Source organism: Micromonospora sp. U21, from assembly GCF_018070045.1.
Classification (GTDB): Bacteria; Actinomycetota; Actinomycetes; order Mycobacteriales; family Micromonosporaceae; genus Micromonospora.
In genome coordinates this window covers 337,618-360,807 of the sequence record NZ_JAGPYK010000001.1, presented here as the reverse complement: position 1 = coordinate 360,807, position 23,190 = coordinate 337,618, and the positions used below count along the sequence as shown (strand labels likewise).

The following is a 23,190-nucleotide window of genomic DNA, read 5'->3' as shown; positions in this document are numbered from 1 at the left end:
GATCAGCCGGCGGGCTGGTCGTACCGGGCGACGCCCCCGAAGGCGCCGAACCGCTCCGGGTGCTCGTCCACATCGGACGGTGAGTCCGGACGCCAGAGCGGCATGTGCACCACGCCCGGTTCGAGGACGGCCCAATCGCCGAAGAAGCCGATGACCTGGGCACGGGAACGCAGGGTAATCTCGGTGTCCGTCCGCGACGAGAGCCGCTGGGCGTCCAGCATCTCCTGCGGCTGGTCCTCGAAGGTGGAGTGGGAGATGACCAGGAAGCTGCCGGGTACGGCGGCGGCCCGCAGGGTGGCCAGGATGTCCTCGGGCCGGTCGGCGTCCGGGATGAAGTGCACGACCCCGGCCAGCAGGATGCCCATCGGACGGCTGAAGTCGATCAGCCCCAGCTGGCGGGTCTCGGCGAGGATCCGCTCCGGGTCACGCAGGTCGGCGTGGATCACCCCGGTCAGGTCGTTGCCGGCGAGCAGTTCGCGACTGTGTGCGACGGCCACCGGATCGATGTCGACGTAGACCACCCGCGCCTTGGGGTTCGCCCCCTGGGCCACCTCGTGCACGTTGCCCACGGTGGGAATGCCGGAGCCGATGTCGAGGAACTGGTCGACGCCGGCGTCGAGCAGAGCCCGCACGGCCCGGCGCAGGAACTCCCGACCGGAGCGCATGGTGGCGGCGAGATTCGGGGTCATGCTGGCGATCTGCTCGGCCAGCCGACGGTCGATCTCGAAGTTGTGCGCCCCGCCCAGGAAATAGTCGTACACCCGGGCCGCGCTCGGCCTGGTCAGATCGATCTCGGTCGGCAGTCCGTCCGGCATCAGCGTGCTCCCCAGTTCATCGCCGCGGCGCGGGACGGCACCGGCGTCGGCGGACACGCGCGACCACCGGTCGACCCGCGGGTCGTGTGGTGTCGACCACTCTAAGCCGCCGACTCCCGCGTCCGGGAGATCCCTTCACGCCCTTTCCGCGCTCAGGCGGCCGACTCCAGCAGCAGCGAGATGCCCTGCCCGACGCCGATGCACATGGTGGCCAGGGCCCGCCGGCCGCCGCGACGGCGCAGCTCCAGGGCGGCCGTCAACGCCAGCCGGGCGCCGCTGGCGCCCAACGGGTGCCCCAACGCGATGGCGCCGCCGTTCGGGTTGACGTGCTCGGCGTCCGCGGGCAGCCCCAGCTCGCGCAGCACCGCCACGGACTGCGCGGCGAACGCCTCGTTCAGCTCCACCACGTCCACCGCGCTCAACTCGACGCCGGCACGACCGAGCAGCTTGCGGGTGGCCGGCACCGGGCCGATCCCCATGATCCGGGGTGGCACGCCGGCAGCCGCCGCGCCGCTGATACGGGCCAGCGGGGTGAGGCCGTACCGGGCCACCGCGGCCTCACCGGCCACCAGCAGCGCGACCGCACCGTCGTTGACGCCGGAGGAGTTGCCGGCGGTCACCGTGCCGCCCTCCCGGAACGGGGTGGGCAGCGCGGCAAGCTTCTCCAGCGAGGTCTCCCGAGGATGCTCGTCGGCCTCGACCAGCCGGGTCTCCCGGCGGCCGGCCGGCACCGAGACCGGCACGATCTCCTCGGCGAACCGGCCGTCGGCCTGCGCCTTGGCCGCGCGCTGCTGCGAGCGGAACGCGAAGGCGTCCTGCTCGGCCCGGCTGACGCCGTACTCCGCGGCCACGTTCTCCGCCGTCTCCGGCATCGAGTCGATCCCCCAGCCGTCCCGCATCAGCGGGTTGACCAGCCGCCAGCCCAGCGTGGTGTCGTACACCTCCGCCGAGCGGGAGTACGCCGACGTCGCCTTCGGCATGACGAACGGCGCCCGGCTCATGCTCTCCACCCCGCCGGCGACCACCAGGTCCGCGTCGCCGGCCACGATCGAACGGGCGGCGGTGGCGAGCGCGTCAAGCCCGGAGCCGCAGAGCCGGTTGACCGTGCTGCCCGGCACGTCCTCGGGCAGGCCGGCCAGCAGCGCCGCCATCCGGGCCACGTTGCGGTTGTCCTCGCCGGCCTGGTTGGCGCAGCCGAGCACCACGTCGTCCACCCGGGCCCAGTCCACCGACGGGTGCCGGGCGACCAGCTCGCGGATCACGTGCGCGGCCAGGTCGTCGGGACGGACGCCGGCCAGCGCGCCGGCGTACCGGCCGATCGGGGTGCGGACACCGGCCACCAGGTATGCCACGGTCATCGCGAGTCCTTCGGGGTGGAGACGGCGGGGGGTGGAGGCGCCCGCGAGGGTCGTGCGGGCTACCAGCCGCCAGGATATCCGCGCCCGCAGCGGATAGGTTGACGGCATGGCTCGGGCCCAGTTCAGCGCAGAGACCAGCGGCGGCGGCGCGTTCGTCCGCCAGCCCAACCGGTTCACCGGCCGGGTCACCCCGGACTCGACCTCCCCGCCCGGCGGTGGCCCGGACGAGCAGGACCGCTGGCCGCTGGAGGCCGGGCGCTACCGACTGATCTGGTGCCGCGCCTGCCCGTGGGCGCACCGGGCCCGGATCGTGCGCGGCCTGCTCGGGCTGGACGACGCGATCTCGCTGGGCACCGTCGACCCCATCCGGGACGAGCGGGGCTGGGCGTTCGCCCTCGACCCGGACGGCTTCGACCCGGTGCTCGGCGTCAGCTTCCTCTCCGAGGCGTACCTGGCCACCGACCCGGACTACACCGGCCGGGTGACCGTGCCGGCGCTGGTCGACACGCTGACCGGCCGGGTGGTCACCAACGACTACCCGCAGCTCACCCTCGACCTCTCCACGCAGTGGCGGTCGCTGCACCGTGCGGGGGCGCCGGACCTCTACCGGGAGGCACTGCGCCCCGAGATGGACGCGCTGATGGCCGAGATCCACACCGACGTCAACAACGGCGTCTACCGGTGCGGCTTCGCCACCTCGCAGGAGGCGTACGACGAGGCGTTCCGGGCGCTCTTCGCCCGGCTGGACGCGCTCTCCGAGCGGCTGTCCGGGCAGCGCTACCTGATGGGCGACGCGATCACCGAGGCCGACGTGCGGCTGTTCACCACGCTGGTCCGCTTCGACGCCGCGTACCACGGGCACTTCAAGTGCAACCGGCACAAGCTGACCGAGATGCCGGTGCTCTGGGCGTACGCCCGGGACCTGTTCCAGACCCCGGGCTTCGGCGAGACGGTGGACTTCGACCACATCAAGCGGCACTACTACGGCACCCACCGGCAGATCAACCCGACCGGCATCGTGCCGCTCGGGCCCGACGAGTCCGGCTGGACCACGCCGCACGGACGTGGCTGAGCCCGGCCGGCCCAGCACCACGACCGCACCGGCAGCCCGGGCGGGCGTCGGGCGCCGGGTCGCCGGGTGGGCCGCCGCCGGCTCAGGGCTGGCCGGTGCGGTCGCGGTGACGGTCGCGATCGCCGCCGGTCCCGGGCCGTGGCTCACCGGGTACGTCAGCGAAGCGGGCATCGCCGACAGCGATCACGCCGCGACGTACCGGATCGGGATCCTCGCACTGGCCGGCTCGCTGCTGCTGCTCGCCGCGGCCCTGCCCCCCGGGGTGCGGGCGGCGCCGGCGCTGCTCGCCGCCGGCGCCCTGTTCACCGCCGCGTCCGGGACGGTGACCTGTTCCGCCGGCTGCCCGCTGCCGCCGTTCGAGCGGGCCACGGTGGCGGACCTGGTGCACGGCGGCGCGAGCATCGCGGCGACCGCGTCGGTGGTCTTCGCGATGGTCGCGCTCGCCGTGTCCGGCCCGGCCGGCCGGCAGGTACGCCGACTGGCCGGCGGAGCCGCCACGCTGAGCCTCCCGCTGTGCGCCTCGGTGGGGCTGGCCATGCTCGTCACCGGTCGGGGCGCCGTGGTGGGCGTGCTGGAGCGGCTGATCCTCGCGCTGGCGGTCCTCTGGGGCCTCACCACCGCGATCGCCCTCGCCCGCCGGTAAGGAAGGGCACCTTATTAACGCCTGTTTTATAGGAAGGGCCCCTTCCTAACAGCTGGTCAGTAGGCATGTAAGGAGCGTCACGCCGATCGTTCCTTGCGACGAGCAGCCATCGGCGTATCGTCGGCTGGCGATGACCAATGTCTGGGACCTCACCGTTCGCCTGTATGTCGATCTCCGACTGCAGGCCAGCGGCATCTGTCCAGCGTAGCTGCGCTCCTTCGCCTACCCCGTTCAGACCAGACCATTGGATAGACCTTCATGCCCTTCGGCCTGCGCAAGATTCCCTTCTCCGTGCAGATCCTGCTCGGCCTCGTGCTCGGCGTGGCGCTCGGCTTCCTGGCCCGCACCAACGACCTGAGCTGGCTGACCAGCACCCTGCACACCGTCGGCGGCCTCTTCGTCCAGCTGCTCAAGCTGGCCGTGCCGCCCCTGGTCTTCACCGCCATCGTGGTCAGCGTGGTCAGCCTCCGCGGCGTGGCCAACGCCGCGCGGCTCGCGCTGAAGACCCTGCTGTGGTTCGGCATCACCGCACTGATCTCGGTCGCCATCGGCATCGGCCTCGGCCTGCTCACCAACCCGGGCAAGGGCGTGACCCTCGACCTGGGCGGGGCGGCACCGCCGAAGAACACCGGCTCGTGGACGGACTTCCTCACCGGCATCGTGCCCACCAACCCGGCCGGGGCGTTCGTCGAGGGCAACGTGCTCCAGATCGTCTTCCTCGCCCTCGTGGTCGGCGCCGCGGCGCTGCTGGTGGGCGACGCCGCCGAGCCGTTCGTGGCGCTGAACCGCTCGCTGCTGGAGATCGTCCAGAAGGCGCTCTGGTGGGTCATCCGGCTCGCCCCGATCGGCACCCTCGGCCTGATCGGCAACGCCGTCGCCTCGTACGGCTGGGACCTGCTGGCCCCCCTCGCGAAGTTCACCACCGCGGTCTACGTCGGCTGCGCCATCGTGCTGTTCGTCGTCTACCCGCTGGTGCTGATCACCGCCGGCCGGCTCAACCCGGTGCGCTTCTTCGCCGGCGCCTGGCCGGCGATCGAGCTGGCCTTCGTGTCCCGCTCCTCGGTGGGCACCATGCCGGTGACCCAGCGCTCGGTCGAGCGGCTCGGCGTGCCCCGCGAGTACGCCTCGTTCGCGGTGCCGTTCGGCGCCACCACGAAGATGGACGGCTGCGCCGCGATCTACCCGGCACTGGCCGCGATCTTCGTGGCGCAGGTGTTCGGCGTGGACCTCGGCATCACCGACTACCTGCTGATCGCCTTCGTCTCGGTGGTCGGCTCGGCAGCCACCGCCGGTCTGACCGGCGCGATCGTGATGCTCACCCTCACCCTGAGCACGCTGGGCCTGCCGCTGGCCGGCGCCGGCCTGCTGCTGGCGATCGACCCGATCCTGGACATGGTCCGGACCGCCACCAACGTGGCCGGGCAGGCGCTGGTGCCGACCGTGGTCGCCGCCCGCGAGGGCACCCTCGACCGGGCCGCGTACGAGGCCGCCGGCCGGCGGGACCTGACCGACCCGGAGCCGGTCGCGGACAGCCGGCCCGAGCGGCGGGACGAGCTGAGCCCCGTCCCCGCCTGACCAGTTCTCACCAACGACGACGGGCCCCTCCCAGGGGCCCGTCGTCGTTTCCGAGAGGATGACGACATGAGCTCCCTGTTCACGCCGCTGGCCCTGCGCGCGGTCACCCTGCCCAACCGGATCGCCATGGCGCCGATGTGCCAGTACACCGCCGGTCCGGACGGTCTGCCCACCGACTGGCACTTGATCCACCTCGGCAGCCGGGCGGTCGGCGGGGTCGGGCTGGTGCTGACCGAGGCGACCGCCGTGCTGCCGGAGGGCCGGATCAGCCCGCAGGACACCGGGCTGTGGTCCGGCGCCCACGTGGACGCGTGGCGGCCGGTGACCGCGTTCGTCGCCGATCACGGGGCGGTGCCGGCGGTCCAGCTCGCGCACGCCGGGTTCAAGGCCTCCACCTATCGACCGTGGGCCCCGAGCCGCGGCGGCGTGCCGGACGCCGAGGGCGGCTGGATGCCGGTCGGCCCCGGGTCCGAACCGTTCGTCGCCGACTACCGGGTACCGACCGCCCTCGACGCGGCCGGCATCGCCGGAGTGGTCGAGGCGTTCGCCACCGCCGCCGAACGCGCCCTGGCCGCCGGCTTCGCGGCCGTGGAGATCCACGCCGCGCACGGTTACCTGCTGCACGAGTTCCTCTCGCCGCTGACCAATCACCGCACCGACTCGTACGGCGGCGACCGGACCGCCCGGATGCGGCTCACCCTGGAGGTGGCCCGCGCGGTGCGCGCCGCGGTCGGCGAGAACGTCCCGGTGCTCACCCGGATCTCCGCCACCGACTGGGTCGAGGGTGGCTGGACGATCGAGGACAGCGTGGTGCTCGCCGGCGAGCTGGCCGGTGTCGGCGTGGACCTGGTCGACGCCTCCTCCGGAGGCGTACACCCGGACGCCCGCATCCCACTCGGCCCCGGCTACCAGGTGCCGCTGGCCGCCCGGATCCGCCGCGAGGCCGGTGTGCCGACCGGCGCGGTCGGCCTGATCGTCGAGCCGGAGCAGGCCGAGCAGATCGTCGCTGGTGGCGAGGCCGACCTGGTGCTGCTCGGCCGGGAGCTGCTGCGCGACCCGTACTGGCCGCGCCGGGCCGCCGCGAAGCTCGGCGTCGCGTACAGCGGACCCGCCCAGTACGCCCGCGCCACCTGATCCCCGCCGGTCGGGCGGCTGACGTGCGGGGCAGCCGCCCGACCGTCACCCGGCCAGGTGCGACCAGTCGCCCTCCAGGTCCCGCCAGGCACCCTGGGCGGCGACCGTGCCGCCGATCAGCACCACCACGTGGTCGGCGCGGACCAGCGCGGCGCGCTTCGCGGTCGAGCCGACCACGGTCACCCCGTGCGCGCGCAGTGCCTGCCACAGCGCCAGCTCGGTGGTGACGTCCAGCGCCGACGACACGTCGTCGGCGACCAGCAGTTCGGTACGCGGCGCCAGCGCCCGGGCCAGCGCCAGCCGCTGGAGCTGGCCGCCGGAGAGCCGGGTGCCCTTGTGCCCGATGAGCAGGCCCAACCCACCACCTGCGGCGGCGAGGTCGTGGTCGAGCTGGGCGGTGCTGACCGCTCCGGCGGCGTCCACCTGGTGGCCGAGCGCGATGTTGTCCGCCACCGTGCCGGAGAGCACCCGGGGCAGCTGGCCGACGTAGCCGACCTGGTTGGGGCGCAGGAACAGCTCCGGCTCGGTGACCGGGTCACCGTTCCAGGACAGCTCGCCGGTGTGGTGCACGATCCCGGCCAACGCCCGCAGCAGCGACGACTTGCCCGAGCCGACCGGCCCGACGACCAGAACCAGCTGCCCGCGTTGCACGGTCAGGTCCACGTCCCGGACGGCGGCCGTGCCGTCGGAGTGCACCACGCCGAAGCCGCGCAGCTCCAGCCGGCGCAGCGGGTGCCGGGGCGGCGGCGTCGGCGCGGGGGCCGTCCCGGCGGCCAGGTCGACCGCGGGCACCCCGGCGGAGTACGCGCCCACCCCGGTCATCGCCACCGTGCGCCGGGTCCAGACCCGCGCGGAGGGCAGCTGGGAGATCAACGACGCGGTGGTCCAGGCGAACCAGCGCGCCGCGCCGAGGGTGGAGACGGCCACCAGCACCGCCCCGGCAGAGAGCTCGCCCGTCAGATAGAGCGCCCACGCGCCGATCGGCAGCAGCCCGCTGGCCACCGACGGCGTGGAGCGCGACCACACCTGCACCGAGATCTCCCGCCGCTGCCGGTCGCTGCGCAGCACGTCCAGATCGGCGAGGTGGCGTAGCACCGCCGCGGTCGCGCCGGCGAGCTTCACCGTCCGCGCCGCGGAGAGCGCGGAGACCAGCGCGGTGGCGAAGGCGGCACGCGCCGCCACCGTCGCGCGGGCGGCACGCTCGAGCTTCGGCCCGAACAACGTCGCGGCCAGCCCGGAGACGACCATCGTGCCGAGGAAGAACAGCGCCGGTACGACGCTGCCGGTGACCGCCGTCATGGCGACCACCAGGACCAGCGCGACGGCCTGGTCCAGCACGTTGTCGGCGAGCTGGACCACCCGCTCGGTGTCACCGCCCTGCGCCACCACCTCGGCCGGGGTGTGCGAGCTGACCCGGCGCGGCCCGGTCTGGCCGTGCACCAGGCGCAGGCTGATCCGCAGCATCTGCCGCACCCACCACTGAGGGAACCAGACGTGGGTGTAGAACGGCAGCGGCAGGGTGACCAGCAGCCCGGCCACGATGCCCAGTGCCGGCAGGTACGGGTTGCCGGTCCCGTCAACCAGGTCGGCCCAGAGCCAGGGCAGCACCGGGCCGTCCAGCCCGAGCAGGGAGAGCCCGAGGAACAGCACGATCGCGGCCAGCCCGTACCGGGGGTCGTTGGTGCAGAGTCGGACGATCTCCCGCAGCGTCCGGGCCGGCGGAACCGGCGGCAGCGGCGGCGGATCGGCACGTTTCGGCTCGACCGGCCCGACCGGCTCGACCGGCGCGGTCACCGGCCCGCTCGGCCAGGCATCGGCCGGGTCGGGGCCGACCAGCAGGTCGGTGCCGGCGCCGGTGCGGCCGGCCGGCACCACCGCGGCGTACGCGGCGGCGTGGCTCGTCGCGAGCAGCTCGGCGAAGCGCGTCGACGTTTCGAGCGGGCCGGCCTCGACCACCGTGCCGTCGGCCAGCACCACCACCTCGTCACAGCGGCGCACGGAGGAGAGCCGGTGCGCGATGACGATGCCGATCCGGTCGCGCAGCAGCCGTTCGGTAGCCCGCTGTACCCGTGCCTCGGTGACCGGGTCCAGCCGTGCGGTGGCCTCGTCGAGGATCACCACGTGCGGGTCGCGGACCAGGATCCGGGCGAACGCCACCAGCTGCTCCTGACCGGCGGAGAGCACGTGCCCGCCCTCCCCCAGCCGGGTCGCCAGCCCTTCCGGCAGTTCGGCGATCCAGCCGGCCAGGCCCAGCTCGTCCAGCGCTCGGGCTGCGGCGTCGAGCAGCTCCGGGTCGAAGAGCGCGACGTTCTCGGCGAGCGTGCCGGCCAGGATCTCGGTGCGCTGCGGCACCAGCGCCACCCAGCGGCGCAGCTGCTCGACGTCGAGGTCGCACAGGTCGGTGCCGCCGAGGAAGACCGTTCCGGGTGGCACGTCGACGGCCCTGGTGAGCACCTTCGCCAGTGTCGACTTGCCCGAACCGGTACGCCCGATCAGCGCGTACGAGCGGCCACGCGCGAAGGTGAGGCTGACCCCGCGCAGCGCGGCCCCCCGGCCGCTCTCCGGCCCGCTCACCTCGTACCCGAACGTCAGGTCGCGGATGCGCAGGTCACCATCGGTCGGGCTGGCCCCGCCGAGGGGCTCCTGCCGGGCCTTCTGGAGCAGCTGCACCCGGGCCCAGGCGCCGAGAGCCTCCTGGAGTTCCGGCACCATCCGGCTGACGTGCTCCGCAGTGGCTCCGAAGGCGAGAGCGAGCAGCCAGATGGCGGTGAGGCGGGCAGCGTCGATCCGGTCGGTGGCCAACGCCCAGGCGCCGCCGAGCACGACCACCCCGATGCCGGCCCGGATCGTGGCGGTGGCGGCCGCGGCAACCCGGGCGGACAGCACCCAGACCAGGCGGCCCCGGGACAGCACGGCGGCGGCCCTGCGGGCGTACAGCCGCAGCACGTACGGCCGGGCCAGACTGGTGCGTACGTCGTCCTGGCCGTGCACCGCCTCCTCCATCACCGCCGCCAGGTCCGACCATGCCTCCTCCTCGGCCATCCGGGCGGGACCGATCCGCGCCGTGGGCCGGCGCAGCCCGACGGCGAGCACCACTGTGAGCAGCAGCATCGCGATCCCGGCCGGCCACCACACGGCCAGCGCCACGACCATCGACAGCAGGCCGACGCAGAGGCCCTGGGCGAGCCGGGTGCCCTGGTTTCGGACCGCCGACGCCACCTGGTAGACGTCCCCGTCGATGCGGTCGAGCAGCTCACCCACCGGGGTGGTCTCCAGGGTGGGCAGGTCCTGCCCGAGCGCGACCCGGCAGAGCCGCCGGCGCACGTCGGCGGACCAGTCGGCGGTCAGGCCGGCCATCAGCAGGCTCACCGCCAGGTCGGTGAGCACCACGGCGACGAGCGCCGCGGCCAGTACGGCGAAGAAGCTGGCCGAGCGATGCACCAGCACCGCTCCGGCCAGCGCCGACGCGCCCGCCTGGCCGGCGGCGCCGAGCATGATCAGGACGACCACGATCGTCAGGCGACGTGGCGAGGTGCCCCACAGATCACGGAGCAGGCGCATCGGTGTCCTCCGGACGTGGGTGGCGGAGAACCCAGCGTGCCTGTCGCGACGTGTCCACTCAACCGATTTACCCGCTCTGAGCAGGGCTTCCGGTCAGGTATGGGCAGCCTGACGCGCGATACCGAGAAGCCCCTCCCGCACGTCCTCGACCGGCCGGTCCGGTCGGAAGATCCAGCCAGTTCACGACCACCAGCAGACCCATGAAGGACAACGCCGAGGGACAGTGGGCACGGCGGTCTCCAACCCGCCGGCGGTCGCCGTCCGTCGTGATCCCTGCGCTGGGTCCGCCAAGCCCATCCCCGGCGGGTTGTTCGGTCCGTTCCGATCTGTGCGATGGGCCTGGCAAGCCCCGATCCCCGGCGGATTGCTCGGTCCGTTCCGATCTGTTCGTGCGCCTGGCAAGCCCGATCCCCGGCAGGTTGTTCAGTCCGTTCCGATCTCTGCGAGGGTCCGGCAAGCCCATCCCGGCGGATTGTTCGGTCCGGTCCAGATCTCTGCCCGGGGTAGGGCAAGCGCGATCCCGGCGGCGATCGCCATCGGTTCCGATCCTCGCGACGTGCGGTGAGTCCCATCCCCGGCGGGTCGTCGCCGGTTCTTCCGGTCCCTGAGCGGGGTTCCGGCAAGCCCCGATCCCGGCGGCGATCCTTGTCCGTCCTGATTCCTGCGCGAGGCGCGGTGTGTCCCGTCCTGTCGGGGCGGTCGTTCGTTCGCGTTGATCACTGCCGCCTGGGCGCGTCTCGCCGGCGGCTGCCGGCCGATGCTCGCGGTGGACGTGGCTCATGCCGACCCTTGCCGGGGCGGTCGGTGGGGTGAGCGTTATACCTGTGAGTCATACATATGCCTCTGAGGTATACCGGTCATCGACCACCTCGCCCTCCGGATCGCCCTGCCCGCGATGGTCGACTCGGTACGCGGATGTCGCGGTGTCCACGGCCCTCGGATGCCCCGATATCGCCGATACCGAGTCGATCAACGCCGGCGGGCGCATCCGACGTCGGAACGGTCGGTGATCTCGTGCCGGGTGTCCGGTATCAGGGGGTTTCTGGGTTGTGACCGGCTGCATCCGTGGGGTGGAATCGTGGCGGGCCGGGGGTCGTTACATACCCTGACGATCGCAGCACCACCGGCCCGCCACCCGCCCCGCGGGTTGGCAGCGCGGCCGGGGTTGGAATGCCCGCAGGTGCGCGGTCGTTGCAGACTCCCGACCGACCGCACCAGCACCCCCGAACGGGGTGCCTGTTGGATGCGCCAGCCCTGGAATGGGCTCGGCCCGGCGGTCGTTACACACAGTTCCGGCGCCACGAGCCTCCCGGCTTGTAGGCCGCCGACCGTGAAGACTTTCCCCCCTTGTGTTGAAAGCGCCGGACGAGGTGCTCGCACCCGCACGCCGTTTCCCCCGTGTGGCGGTGGGTGTCTACCCCCTGAAGGAGCTGACCCCTGATGAACACGATCATTCGTAAGAGCGTGCTGTCGGTTGCTGGTCTCGCGTTCGCCGGTGGTGTCTTCGCCGGTCCGATCGCTCACGCTGGCACTCCGACGGTGGATGCCAAGTCGGTTGCTGTGGTGCAGGCGGACAAGCCCGACATGGGCAAGCTGATCCCGCACGGTACTCAGGGTGCGCAGTCGCGCATCGATCTGAACGACGAGCAGACCGGCAATGTCAAGGCGATCATCGCCGCGACGAAGAAGGCCGGGCTGCCCGAGCGGGCCGCGGTCATCTCGATCGCCACCAGCCTGCAGGAGTCCAAGCTGGAGAACCTGGGTCACCTCGGCGACCGCAACGACCACGACTCGCTGGGCCTGTTCCAGCAGCGCCCCAGCTCGGGTTGGGGCACGCCGGAGCAGATCACCGACCCCGAGTACTCCACCACCGCGTTCCTCAAGGGCCTGAAGCAGGTCGACGGGTGGCAGGACATGGCGTTGACCGACGCCGCGCAGACCGTGCAGGTCTCGGCCTACCCCGACGCCTACGCCCAGTGGGAACAGCAGGCCACCGACCTGGTCGCCCAGCACTGGAACAGCTGACCCACCGCAGCACCACCCGCATGACAGTGACCGCTGGCCGGCACCCCACCCCCGGGGCGTCGGCCAGCGGCATATCCACGACCAGATCTTCTTGGACCCATCCCGAACAACCGGGCGGCCGGCGAGGGGACGGACGGGCGCGCTGACGACGGGCGCGCCGACGACAAGAGCGGTCAGAAGAGGACCGTGGCGAGGGTGCCGACCGGCTGGAAGCCGCAGCGCTCGTACACCCGGCGGGCCGGCAGGTTGAAGTCGTTGACGTACAGGCTGACTGTCGGGGCGACCCGCAGCAGCGCGTCGCGCACCACGGTCGCCATCGCGGAGGTGGCGATCCCGCGGCCCCGCCACTCCGGCGCCACCCAGACGCCCTGGATCTGCGCGGTCCGCTTGGTCACCACGGCCAGTTCGGCCTTGAAGACGACCTTGCCGTCGACGAAGCGGGCGTACGCTCGGCCGGCGCGGACCAGGTCGTTGACCCGCCGGCGGTAGCTGCGCCCGGCGTCCTCGGCCAGCGGGGAGACGCCGACCTCCTCGGTGTACATGGCCACCGCCGCTGGAAAGAGCCGGTCGACCTCACCGGCACGGACCTGGCGTACCTCCGGGTCGACCGGTACGGCCGGCAGCGCGTCGGTGGCGAGCAGCGGCTGGTTGGGCCGGACGTCGCGCGCCGGACCCCAGGTGTCGGAGAGACGGTCCCACAACCCGAGGACGGCGTCAGCCCGGCCGACGATGGAGGAGCAGAGTCGCTCCTCGCCGGCGAGCACTTCGGCGAAGGCGGCCACCGCGGCGTCGGTGGCGAGCACCGGGGTGAGGTTCCCGCCGAGCCAGCAGAGCGATTCGAGGTTGCGCCGTGCGCCGTACCCCAGGATCCGGCCCTCGGCCCGCCACCAGGAGAGCCCGCGCGCGGCGATGCGCTCGGCGACCTGCGCGCCCGCGAACGGGTCCAGGTCGAGCAGTCGCTCGACCGCGCGGCGCTCCGATTCCCCCAGTTGCCGTACCGGCACCGTCAGCACGTGTACCAGCCTGCCAGATCGCACCCCTGCGCCGCCGGCCGAGTGGCGAGGCCGGTCTCAGACGGTCACCGGCTCGTCCGCCGGACTGGTCGACCTGGTCCGGCCGGCCCACCGGACGACCGGGGGCACCAGGGCACCGAGTAGGAGGAACAGCCCACCCAGCACCAGCCAGCCCGGCACACCCCAGCCGAGCGCGAGGGTGGTCACCACCACCGGTGCGAGCATTTTGCCCAGTTCGTAACCCATGCCGTACGCCCCCTGGTACTGCCCCTGCGCGTCCGCTGGCGCGAGCCCGAAGGAGATCCCCCAGCCGGCGGCGGAGTGCCACAGTTCCCCGATCACGTGCACCAGCGCCCCGCAGCCGAGCAGGCCGACAGCGCCCGCCGTGGGGAGCGCACCGCTCGCGGCGAAGAGGACGCAGGCCAGCGCGATGGCCACCCCGGCCCGGCGGACGGCGCGGGCGGCACCCGGCAGGGTGACGGCGCTGCGCGCGGCGCGTACCTGAAGGAGCACCACCAGCACGGTGTTGATCAGCGTCAACGCGGAGATCATCCAGGCGGGCGCGGCGGTGTGCCCGGCGATCCACAGCGGCAGGGCGATGGTGAGCAGGCTGAAGTGCATGGACATCAGCCCGTCGAGCAGGGTGAAGGCGAGGAACGGGCGGTCCCGCAGGGCAATGAGCCGGGGTCCGTGCGGCGGGGCGGCGACCGGCGCGACGGTGGGCAGGCGGACGAAGACCGCCGCAGCGGCCAGCGACGCCGCTGCCGCGGTCAGGATCAGCGCGACGTACCCGGCGCGGGTGTCGGCGGCGATGGCGAAGCCGCCGAGGACGGCGCCGACGGAGATACCGACGTTGGTGGTGGCCCGCAGGTAGGCGCGGGTGTGCACCCGCTGGTCGGCCGGGATCGCGCCGGCGATCAGCGCGCCCCGCGCACCGCGCTCGACCGCGTCGGCGAGCGCCGTGGCGGCGCCCACCAGCAGGAAGGCGGGGAACGACCGGACGGCGATCAGGCCTGCGGTCAGGGTGCCGGCGGCGATCAGCCCGCCGACCTGCGCGCCGCGCGGGCCGAGACGGTCGGCCAGGTACCCGCTCGGCGCGCTGGCCAGCACGCCGACCAGCGCCGAGATGCTCAGCCCGACGCCCACCTGGGTCGCCGACAGGTCGACCGACCGGGTGAGGAAGAGCGCGCTGGCCACCAGCCAGAGGCCCCGCCCGACGGCCTTGACCAGGGTGCCGAGGGTGAGGACCCGGGCGGGGCCGGGCGGCGGGAGCAGGCGCATGCCCGACACCCTAGCAAGACGTACGTACGGTTTGTAAAGTTTCCCTCGTCAGCGATGCATTGCCGATATATCGTTGATGCATCAGCGACAGTACGCAAGGAGGAAGAAGGCATGAGGTTCCATCGACAGCAGCACCCGATGCACGAGGCCCGGATGCGCGGCTTCGGCTTCCCGCCCGGCCCCCACGGCCACGAGCACGGCGGCCCCTGGGGCGGCCGGGGTCGCGGGCGCGGCCGGGGTCGACGCCCCAACGTCCGGGGCGCCGTGCTGGCCCTGCTCACCGAGCGGCCGATGCACGGCTACGAGATGATCCAGGAGATCGACTCCCGCACCGGCGGTGCCTGGCGTCCGAGCCCCGGCTCGATCTACCCCACCCTCCAACTGCTGGAGGACGAGGGGGTGATCGTCGCCAGCACGGAGGAGTCCGGCGGCGGGCGGAAGCGTTTCACGGTCACCGAGGCCGGTCAGGCCGAGGCCACCGAGGCCGCGCAGACCCCACCGTGGGCGGACGTCGCCCAGGGCACGGTGAGCAGTTGGCACGACATCCGGGACTCCGGCGCGCAGGCGATGAACGCACTGCGCCAGGTGATGATGAACGGCACCGACGACCAGCGGGAGCGGGCCGCCCAGGTGCTCGACGAGACCCGGCGCAAGCTGTACGCCATCCTCGCCGAATCGGAGTGACACGGAGCAGCGCCGACCGCCCCCGCAGGGGTTGGTCCGGCACGCCACACGCAGAGAGCGGCCGTTCCCTCAGTGGGGAACGGCCGCTCTCTGCGTGTGGGCGGCGGAGCGGTGGATCAGTGGACGGTGACGGTCGGGCCGGTGACCAGCCCGCGCAGCTCCTCGGGAAGCTCGGCGCCCATCTCGTCGGCGATCCGCAGCGCCTCCTCGATCAGCGTCTCCACGATCTGCGCCTCGGGCACCGTCTTGACGACCTTCCCCTTGACGAAGATCTGGCCCTTGCCGTTGCCGGAGGCGACGCCGAGGTCGGCCTCACGGGCCTCACCCGGGCCGTTGACGACGCAGCCCATCACGGCCACCCGCAGCGGCACCGGCAGCCCTTCCAGACCGGCGGTGACCTCCTCGGCGAGCTTGTAGACGTCCACCTGGGCCCGGCCGCAGGACGGGCAGGAGACGATCTCGAGGCCGCGCTCGCGCAGCCCCAGCGACTCCAGGATCTGGTTGCCGACCTTGATCTCCTCCACCGGCGGGGCGGACAGCGACACCCGGATGGTGTCACCGATCCCCTCGGCGAGCAGGGCGCCGAAGGCGACCGCCGACTTGATCGTGCCCTGGAACGCCGGGCCGGCCTCGGTGACGCCCAGGTGCAGCGGGTAGTCGCACTGCTCGGCCAGCTGCCGGTACGCCCGGATCATCACCACCGGGTCGTTGTGCTTGACCGAGATCTTGATGTCCCGGAAGCCGTGCTCCTCGAACAGCGAGCACTCCCACAGCGCCGACTCGACCAGCGCCTCGGCGGTGGCCTTGCCGTACTTGGCCAGTAGCCGCTTGTCCAGCGAGCCGGCGTTGACGCCGATCCGGATCGGCGTGCCGGCGGCGGAGGCCGCTGCCGCGATCTCCTTGACCTTGTCGTCGAACTGGCGGATGTTGCCCGGGTTGACCCGGACCGCCGCGCAGCCGGCGTCGATCGCGGCGAAGACGTACTTGGGCTGGAAGTGGATGTCGGCGATCACCGGGATCTGCGACTTCTTGGCGATGGCCGGCAGCGCCTCGACGTCGTCCTGGGACGGCACGGCCACCCGGACGATCTGGCAGCCCGACGCGGTCAGCTCGGCGATCTGCTGGAGAGTGGCGTTGATGTCGGAGGTGAGGGTGGTGGTCATCGACTGCACGGACACCGGCGCGCCACCGCCGACCGGCACGGAGCCGACCATGATCTGGCGGCTCGCCCGGCGGGGAGCGAGCGGCGGGGGCGGTACGGCGGGCATACCGAGACTGACAGCGGTCACTTCAGCACTCACCTTGGGAAGAGCGTGATCGGGTTGACGACGTCCGCGGTGATGGTCAGCAGCGTGAACACGCCACCGATCAGGATCACCACGTACGTGAAGGGCATCAGCTTGAGGTAGTCGACCCGTCCGGGGTCGGCACGGCCGATCCGCGCATAGAGCCACGACCTGGCCCGTTCGAACCAGGCGATGGCGATGTGGCCGCCGTCCAGCGGGAGCAGCGGCAGCAGGTTGAAGACGCCGATGAAGAAGTTCAACGAGATGAACAGCGTCACGAACAGCAGCCAGGCCTTGTTGGCGAACGCCTCGCCGCCGAGCCGGCTGGCGCCGACCACGCTGATCGGGGTGTCCACGTCACGCTCGCCGCCGGTGATGGCGGTCCACAGGGCGGGGACCTTCTGCGGCAGCCGCTGCAACGCCTGGACCGTGCCGACGGCCAGTTCGCGGGTGAAGTCGGCCGTTGCGCCGAACGCCGCGACCGGACCGTAGGTCACCCGGGTCGGCGTGGTGGGCACGAGGCCGACGCCGAGTGCGGCGACCGGGGCGACGGTGCCCTTCGGGTCGTCGAGCGGCGGGCGCTGGGTCTGCGCGAGCACGGTGCTCGTCTTCCCTGGCTGCCCGTCGCGGACGTAGTCGATCTGGGCGGTGTCGCCGGGCTTGAGCCCGCGCAGGGCGACCAGCAGCTCGCCGTAGTTGTTGATCGGCGTGCCGTTGACCGAGGTGATCCGGTCACCGTCGCGCAGTTGGGCCTGGGCTGCGGGGCTGGCGACGTCACCTGGGGCGCAGGCGCGGGGGGCGTTCTCCGGGACCACGCAGTCGGACAGCGCGATCACGGCCGGCTCCTGGCGGATCTGCGCCTCGGTGCTGGGGAAGTCGCGGTTGGGCAGGCCCAGCGAGACGGCGGCGATCCAGATGGCGATCAGTGCCAGCGCGAAGTGGGTGATCGAGCCCGCGGACATGACGATCGTCCGCTTCCAGACCGGGTAGCGCCACATCGCCCGCGGCTCGTCGGCCGGGTCGACGTCGTCGTCCTGCGCGGTCATCCCGACGATCTTGCAGAAGCCGCCGAGCGGAATGCCCTTGATGCCGTACTCCGTCTCACCCCGCTTGAACGACCAGAGGGTGGGGCCGAAACCGACGAAGTACTTCGTGACCTTCATCCCGAACGCCTTGGCGGTCAGCATGTGACCCGCCTCGTGCAGGCTCACCGAGACGAGGATGGCCAGGGCGAAGAGCGCCACCCCGAGCAGGTTTGCCATCAAGCTCCTTCCACCGAACCCGCGATGATCTCCTGCGCGTGCGCACGCGCCCACGACTCCGCCGCGAGCACGTCCTCGACGGTACCCGGTTCGCTGAAGTCCGGAGCCTCCTCCAACACCCGTTCGAGGGTGTCGACGATCCCCAGGAACGGCAGCCGACCCGCCACGAACGCCTCGACGCACTCCTCGTTCGCCGCGTTGTAGATCGCCGGGCGGCAGCGGCCGGCCTCCCCGGCGGCCTTGGCCAGCGCGACGGCCGGGAACGCCGCGTCGTCCAGCGGCGCGAACTCCCAGGTGTGCGCGGCCGTCCAGTCGACCGCGGAGGCGGCCCCCGGGACCCGGTCCGGCCAGCCCAGGGCGACCGCGATCGGCAGCCGCATGTCCGGTGGGCTGGCCTGGGCGATCGTCGAGCCGTCGACGAACTCGACCATGGAGTGGATCACTGACGTCGGGTGCACCATCACGGTGATGTCGGCGTAGGGCACGTCGAAGAGTTCGTGTGCCTCGATCACTTCCAGGGCCTTGTTGACCATCGTGGCGGAGTTGATCGTGATGACCTTGCCCATGTTCCACGTCGGGTGTGCGAGCGCCTGCTCGGGCGTGACCTGCGTCAACTCGTCGCGGCTCCGGCCCCGGAAGGGCCCTCCGCTGGCGGTGACGATCAGCCGGCGTACCTCGCCGTGCGAGCCGGAACGCAGGCACTGGGCCAACGCGGTGTGCTCCGAGTCGACCGGGACGATCTGCCCCGGCCGCGTCACCGCGGCCTTGACCAGCGGGCCGCCGGCGACGAGCGACTCCTTGTTTGCGAGGGCGAGGGTACGACCACCGCGCAGAGCGGCCAGCGTCGGCGCGAGCCCGAGCGAGCCGACCACCCCGTTGAGCACGATGTCGCACGGCCACTGCGCCAGCTCGGTCATCGCGTCCGGCCCGGCCACGATCTTGGGAAGCTTGAAGTCGCCGGTGGCCCAGCCGCGCCGGCTCGCCTCGGCGTAGAACGCCAGCTGGAGGTCCTGCGCGGCGGATGCCTTGGCCACCCCGACCGCGTCGACGCCCAGTTCGAGAGCCTGCGCGGCGAGCAACTGGACGTTGCCGCCGCCCGCGCCCAGGGCGACCACCCGGAACCGGTCCGGGTTGCGCCGGACGATGTCGATGGCCTGTGTGCCGATCGAGCCGGTGGACCCGAGCAGGACGAGGTCGCGGGGGGAAGTCACGGCGCCATTGTTCCTCAGGCCCGCTGAGCGCCCGCTGGGAGCCTCAGCCCTCCCCGCCCACCTGCGGATCGGCGACCTCCTCCGGCGCCTCCTCCGATGATCGACTCCAGATCGGCGATGTCGGGGTATCCCCGATACCCGGATACCCCGACATCGCCGAAACCGTGTCGATCAAGCCGCCGGCCGGGCGACCGAGGGCCGCCGGAGCGGCCCTCGGTCGGGACTAGCCGCCGTTGATGACGAACTGCGACCCCGGTTGGATGACGATGTTGCCGTCCGCCGAGTTGGTGATGGTCACGTTGGTCAGCGTGGCGTTGCCGCGGGCACCGCTCATCGCGAGGATGCCGGCGCCGTTGTTCGACTTGTCGATCCGCACGTTGGTGATCGCGACGTTCGGCATGTTGCCGCCGCCGTTCTTGAACTGGATGCCGTCGTAGGTGGAGTCGTGGATCTCGGTGTCCCGGATCGTGACCCCCGTGATGTCTCTCGTGGCGGGGAAGAGGGTGATGGCGCCGAACTCCTGGTCCTCGTTCCAGAACGCGCCACCGGTCCGGTAGAGCCCGTTGTTGGCGATCAGCGTCGTCCCGGAGAAGGGCAGCGGGTCGTGGTCGGTCGCCAGCATGATGCCCGGGTAGTTCGCGGTGTCGTAGATCAGGTTGTTCTCGATCGAGTTGTCATAGCCGCCGTAGATGGCGATGCCGTTCGCCCGCCAGGGCAGCTGGATGGTGTTGTTGACGAAGCGGTTGTCGTGGGCGATGTCCACGTTCCGGTCCTTGACGTACGGGTTGGCCCAGACGGCCAGGGCGTCGTCGCCGGTGGTGCGGAAGGACGAGTTGAACACCCGCGAGTTCCGCGTGCCGTTGCTGAAGTTGATGCCGTCGGCGTAGGTGTTGCGGATCCGCATGCCGCTGAACTCCAGCCCGTCGGCCGGGCCCCAGAGGTCGGGGATGTTGTCGTAGTCGCGACCCACCCAGACACCCACGTTGGCGTGCTCGATCCAGACGTTGCTGATCCTGGTGCCCGTCCCGAACCGGCCGTTCAGACCCACGCCACCCTCGGCGTTGCCGTCACCACCACGGATCCGGCCGGAGCCGAAGATGGCGATGTCCGAGATCTGGGTGTTCTTGTCGATGTCGAACCCGAAGTTGCCCTCGTGCGGGTGGTTGATGCCGCCCACCACGTTCTGCGGCTCGGTCAGCGTGTAGAGCTGCGAGTGCCACATCCCGGCGCCCCGGATCGTGACGTTGCTGATGCCGACCTGGTTGTGCGTACCCCGGTTCAGCGGGTCGTCGGTCAGGATCTTCTGCTCCTGCCGCCACTGCCCCGCCGGGATCCAGACGCAGCCGATGACCCCGTTCTGGTCGTCGGTCACCGCACGCTGGATGGCGGTGGTGTCGTCGAGCCCGTCGTTCGGGACGGCACCATACGCGGTGATCGAGGTGCACCCGGCCGGCTGGCTCGCCGCCGGCGCCACCTGCTCCAGGTCGATCATGTCGATGACGTAGAACGAGGCCGAGTCGCCGGCATCGCGCTGCAACCTGAACCGGGTACCGGCCGGGTAGGACTGCGCCAGCAGGGCGTTCGACTCGTCGAACAGCCGTCGGGCGTCCGCCTGCGGGGTGTTGGTCAGCGCCTCGGGGCCGTCGGTGTTGCCGTAGAGCCAACTGTGCCGCGACGACAGGCTCAGCTTCCGGGAGAAGACGTCGTTGATGTAGAGGCTGATCGTCGCCTCGATGCCGCCACCGCCGGGAGCATCCGGGATGGAGTTGCGCACCACGATGGCGTTGGCGGGGTTGGTCGAGGTGAACTGGACGAACTGTCCGGTGCTGTTCAGCCGTACCGACTTGCGGCCGGAGGACTCGGTCGCGAAGTTGGTGTGACCGAAGGTGCGCAATGGGTCGGCCTCCAGCAGCGTGCCCTGGTACTGGGCGGCCTCCGCCTCGTAGGAGACGTACGGGACCGCCGCCCCACGCCCGACCACGATCGACTGGGAGAACGCGTTGTTGGTCTCGTTGGTCTCGACGACCGTGTTGGTCGCGTCGGCGGTGGCGGTGATGGTGGCGCCGCCACTGGTGGCCGTCCAGCTTCCGGCGACAGCCACGTTGACCGTGGCGCCGGCGGCTATCGAGGCGGTGTTGGTGTTCAGCGTGGTGCTGCCCACCGCCAGGCGGGTGACCGTGGTCGCGCCGGTCGCGGTGGTGCCGCGGTTGCGGACCGCCACGGTGAACGTGACGGATGCCCCGACGGCCGGGTTCGGCGGGTTGGAGGCGATGCTGAGGACCTGCAGGTCGGGACCCGGAGCCTGCGCGACCACCAGCGGCGAGGGTGCGGTGTAGCTGTTGTTGCCGTTGTTCTGCTCGACGATCGTGTTCGTCGGGTCGACCACCGCCGAGACGCTGTAGCTGCCCATCGGCCGGGTTCCGGCGTTGAACGAGACCGTGGTCGAGCCCTCGGCGCTGAGCGCGCCCACCGCGGCGCTACCGACGACCGCGCCGGCCAGGCTGAAGTTGACCGTGGTGGCTCCGGCTGCCGCCGACCCCACGTTCTGGACCACGGCCGAGAGGGTGACCGCAGTGGCCTCGCTCGGCGACACGGGCGACCAGGTCGTCGAGCTGATGACCAGGTCGGGGTTGGGTGCCGGCGTGCCGCACACCTCGAGCTCGGCCACCTGGCCCGACGGGGCCCCACTGTTGGCCGTGAACCGCAACTGCACGTCGGCGGTGGTCGCGGTGACCGGGATGCGCACCACGTTGTTGCCCTGGACGAACTGGTAGCTGGCCGCCGACACCAGATTGGTGTACGCCGACGAGGCCTGGTCGCGACCGAGGATCTGAATCGTCTGCGTACGGGTGCCCCAGGCCGGGTCCGGGTTCAGCTTGACGGTGACGGCCGAGATCGAGTGGTTCGCGCCGAGGGCCACGGTCAGGTTCTGCGGGTAGCTCGCCGCGCCCTCCCAGTACGTCGCGAGCTGCCCGTCGTTCGCCTTCTCGGGGGTGAAGGTGAACGTCGAGCCGCTCGCGGTCATGGTCTTGCCCTGCGCCACGTTCGTGCAGGCGGGGGGCACCGTGCCGGTCCGGGTGACCGTGTTGCTGTTGCCGGACAGGTTGCCCGCGCCGTCGCGGGCGCGGACGTAGTACGACACGGTCGCCGTCGACGGCTGCGTGTCCTGGTACGTGAGGACGGTGCTCAGCGTCGCGATCAGGCTGCCGCCGCGGTAGACGTTGTAGCCGGCCAGACCGCTGCCACCGGAGTCGGTGGAGGCGCCCCAGTTGAGGGTGATCGTGTTGCCCGACGTGCTGTGCGACAACGTGCCGGGGACGCTCGGCGCGGTGGTGTCCCCGCCGCCGGTACGGGTCACCGTGTTGCTGTTGCCCGAGAGGTTGCCCGCGACGTCGCGCGCCCGGACGTGATACGACACGGTCGCCGTGGTCGGCTGCGTGTCGTTGAAGGTGGTCACGTTCGCGACGGACTGGAGGAACGTGCCGTTGCGGTAGATGTCGTAGCCGGCGATGCCGCTGCCACCGGGGTTGTCGGTGGACGCGACCCAGTTGAGAGTGATCGTGGTGCCCGACTGGGTGTACGAGAGGTTCCCCGGCACGCTCGGTGCGGTCGTGTCCGGACCGCCGCCGCCGCTGCCGTACACCTCGAGCTCCGACAGCTGGCCGGCCGGCCAGCCGCTGTTGCCCGTGATGGTGATCCGCACGTGGCGGGTGGTGGTCTGGCTGAAGTTGATCGTGACCGTGCTGCCGCTCGCCGGGTTGAAGGTGTAGGTCTGCGACGCGACCAGGTCGGTGAACGACGAACCGTTGGCGCTGCCCTGCACGCTCAGAGTCTGCGTGCGGGTCGCCCACCCGGAGGTCGGCAGCTTCAGCACGACCTGGTTGACGGCCTGCGACGAGCCGAGATCGACCTGCACCCACTCGGGGAAGGAATTGTTGACGCTCTCCCAGTAGCTGCCCGCGTTGCCGTCGACGACCTTGGACGAGTCGTAGACGTCGGCGTGGCCGCTCTCCTGCGTCGGTCGACCCTGGGCGAGGTTGGTCGCCGCCGGGGCGAAGGCGGTGCTCGACGCGGCTGTCGTGTCGGCTGGGCGGGCGGCGCCTGCCGGGTTCGCGACGGCCGCCGACCCGACGGTGGCGATCACCGTGGCCGCGACTGTCGCCGCCACCATCCTGAACAGATTCGTTCGTCTCATCACTGTCCTGTCGTTCGGGGGACGGTGCCGCGGGGACCACGGCGTGGGCGTGACTCGGCGCGTCGTCAGCCGACG

The 23,190-nt window shown here is 71.8% G+C and carries 15 protein-coding genes; 6 read left to right on the top strand and 9 right to left on the bottom strand.

Annotation, left to right across the window (positions count from 1 at the left end; translation table 11 throughout):
* Window positions 1–2: 2 nt before the first annotated feature.
* A complete protein-coding gene (locus tag KBX63_RS01755; RefSeq protein ID WP_210907075.1) occupies window positions 3–815 on the bottom strand; it encodes an SAM-dependent methyltransferase in 813 nt (270 codons plus the stop codon).
* Window positions 816–967: 152 nt separating this feature from the next.
* Window positions 968–2,173: a 3-oxoadipyl-CoA thiolase gene (pcaF, locus tag KBX63_RS01750; RefSeq protein WP_210907073.1), complete on the bottom strand. Its 1,206-nt coding sequence runs from the start codon at window positions 2,171–2,173 to the stop codon at window positions 968–970.
* Window positions 2,174–2,279: 106 nt separating this feature from the next.
* On the opposite strand from pcaF, the gene KBX63_RS01745 reads away from it, so the two are divergent.
* The 4 genes from KBX63_RS01745 to KBX63_RS01730 all read left to right on the top strand — a co-directional run bounded on the left by KBX63_RS01745 (window position 2,280) and on the right by KBX63_RS01730 (window position 6,597).
* Entirely contained in the window at window positions 2,280–3,245 is a 966-nt protein-coding gene (locus KBX63_RS01745; RefSeq protein ID WP_210907072.1) for a glutathione S-transferase family protein, read from the top strand.
* Complete coding sequence (locus KBX63_RS01740; protein ID WP_210907070.1) at window positions 3,238–3,888, top strand: DUF998 domain-containing protein; 651 nt, start codon at window positions 3,238–3,240, stop codon at window positions 3,886–3,888. Before KBX63_RS01745 ends, KBX63_RS01740 begins: the two co-directional genes overlap by 8 nt.
* 270 nt (window positions 3,889–4,158) lie before the next feature.
* Window positions 4,159–5,463: a dicarboxylate/amino acid:cation symporter gene (locus KBX63_RS01735; RefSeq protein WP_210907630.1), complete on the top strand. Its 1,305-nt coding sequence runs from the start codon at window positions 4,159–4,161 to the stop codon at window positions 5,461–5,463.
* A gap of 66 nt (window positions 5,464–5,529) precedes the next feature.
* Window positions 5,530–6,597: an NADH:flavin oxidoreductase/NADH oxidase gene (locus tag KBX63_RS01730; RefSeq protein ID WP_210907068.1), complete on the top strand. Its 1,068-nt coding sequence runs from the start codon at window positions 5,530–5,532 to the stop codon at window positions 6,595–6,597.
* Window positions 6,598–6,642: 45 nt separating this feature from the next.
* Here KBX63_RS01730 and KBX63_RS01725 read toward each other — a convergent pair whose 3' ends face one another.
* Window positions 6,643–10,158, bottom strand: a complete 3,516-nt coding sequence (locus KBX63_RS01725; RefSeq protein ID WP_210907066.1) for an ABC transporter ATP-binding protein/permease — start codon at window positions 10,156–10,158, stop codon at window positions 6,643–6,645.
* 1,440 nt (window positions 10,159–11,598) lie between these two features.
* On the opposite strand from KBX63_RS01725, the gene KBX63_RS01720 reads away from it, so the two are divergent.
* On the top strand, window positions 11,599–12,183 hold the full coding sequence (locus tag KBX63_RS01720; RefSeq protein WP_210907064.1) for a hypothetical protein: 585 nt from the start codon (window positions 11,599–11,601) through the stop codon (window positions 12,181–12,183).
* 173 nt (window positions 12,184–12,356) lie between these two features.
* Here KBX63_RS01720 and KBX63_RS01715 read toward each other — a convergent pair whose 3' ends face one another.
* Together KBX63_RS01715 and KBX63_RS01710 are read right to left on the bottom strand one after the other, a co-directional pair.
* Complete coding sequence (locus KBX63_RS01715; protein WP_210907062.1) at window positions 12,357–13,196, bottom strand: DUF4081 domain-containing GNAT family N-acetyltransferase; 840 nt, start codon at window positions 13,194–13,196, stop codon at window positions 12,357–12,359.
* A 57-nt stretch (window positions 13,197–13,253) separates the two neighbouring features.
* Window positions 13,254–14,477 carry an MFS transporter gene (locus KBX63_RS01710; protein WP_210907060.1) on the bottom strand — a complete coding sequence of 408 codons (1,224 nt, stop codon included), beginning with the start codon at window positions 14,475–14,477 and terminating at the stop codon, window positions 13,254–13,256.
* 111 nt (window positions 14,478–14,588) lie between these two features.
* On the opposite strand from KBX63_RS01710, the gene KBX63_RS01705 reads away from it, so the two are divergent.
* Window positions 14,589–15,161, top strand: a complete 573-nt coding sequence (locus tag KBX63_RS01705; protein WP_210907058.1) for a PadR family transcriptional regulator — start codon at window positions 14,589–14,591, stop codon at window positions 15,159–15,161.
* A 116-nt stretch (window positions 15,162–15,277) separates the two neighbouring features.
* Here KBX63_RS01705 and ispG read toward each other — a convergent pair whose 3' ends face one another.
* From ispG to KBX63_RS01685, 4 genes are all read right to left on the bottom strand, one after another.
* The gene (gene ispG / locus KBX63_RS01700; RefSeq protein ID WP_210907056.1) at window positions 15,278–16,450 is read right to left on the bottom strand and encodes a flavodoxin-dependent (E)-4-hydroxy-3-methylbut-2-enyl-diphosphate synthase; all 1,173 of its coding nucleotides are present in this window, start codon (window positions 16,448–16,450) and stop codon (window positions 15,278–15,280) included.
* Window positions 16,451–16,458: 8 nt separating this feature from the next.
* Window positions 16,459–17,709 carry an RIP metalloprotease gene (locus KBX63_RS01695; RefSeq protein ID WP_210907054.1) on the bottom strand — a complete coding sequence of 417 codons (1,251 nt, stop codon included), beginning with the start codon at window positions 17,707–17,709 and terminating at the stop codon, window positions 16,459–16,461.
* Entirely contained in the window at window positions 17,709–18,920 is a 1,212-nt protein-coding gene (dxr, locus tag KBX63_RS01690) for a 1-deoxy-D-xylulose-5-phosphate reductoisomerase (RefSeq protein ID WP_210907052.1), read from the bottom strand. The genes KBX63_RS01695 and dxr overlap by 1 nt, the downstream gene beginning before the upstream one ends.
* A gap of 223 nt (window positions 18,921–19,143) precedes the next feature.
* Window positions 19,144–23,115 carry a CARDB domain-containing protein gene (locus KBX63_RS01685; protein WP_210907050.1) on the bottom strand — a complete coding sequence of 1,324 codons (3,972 nt, stop codon included), beginning with the start codon at window positions 23,113–23,115 and terminating at the stop codon, window positions 19,144–19,146.
* Window positions 23,116–23,190 lie beyond the last annotated feature (75 nt).

What these genes read in the sequence shown, in the direction of transcription:
- KBX63_RS01695 (WP_210907054.1), bottom strand. Translation starts at nt 17,709, where the DNA reads ATGGCAAACCTGCTCGGGGTGGCGCTCTTCGCCCTGGCCATCCTCGTC.
- KBX63_RS01720 (WP_210907064.1), top strand. Translation starts at nt 11,599, where the DNA reads ATGAACACGATCATTCGTAAGAGCGTGCTGTCGGTTGCTGGTCTCGCG.
- KBX63_RS01710 (WP_210907060.1), bottom strand. Translation starts at nt 14,477, where the DNA reads ATGCGCCTGCTCCCGCCGCCCGGCCCCGCCCGGGTCCTCACCCTCGGC.
- KBX63_RS01755 (WP_210907075.1), bottom strand. Translation starts at nt 815, where the DNA reads ATGCCGGACGGACTGCCGACCGAGATCGATCTGACCAGGCCGAGCGCG.
- KBX63_RS01685 (WP_210907050.1), bottom strand. Translation starts at nt 23,115, where the DNA reads ATGAGACGAACGAATCTGTTCAGGATGGTGGCGGCGACAGTCGCGGCC.
- KBX63_RS01725 (WP_210907066.1), bottom strand. Translation starts at nt 10,158, where the DNA reads ATGCGCCTGCTCCGTGATCTGTGGGGCACCTCGCCACGTCGCCTGACG.
- KBX63_RS01705 (WP_210907058.1), top strand. Translation starts at nt 14,589, where the DNA reads ATGAGGTTCCATCGACAGCAGCACCCGATGCACGAGGCCCGGATGCGC.
- KBX63_RS01730 (WP_210907068.1), top strand. Translation starts at nt 5,530, where the DNA reads ATGAGCTCCCTGTTCACGCCGCTGGCCCTGCGCGCGGTCACCCTGCCC.
- pcaF (WP_210907073.1), bottom strand. Translation starts at nt 2,173, where the DNA reads ATGACCGTGGCATACCTGGTGGCCGGTGTCCGCACCCCGATCGGCCGG.
- KBX63_RS01745 (WP_210907072.1), top strand. Translation starts at nt 2,280, where the DNA reads ATGGCTCGGGCCCAGTTCAGCGCAGAGACCAGCGGCGGCGGCGCGTTC.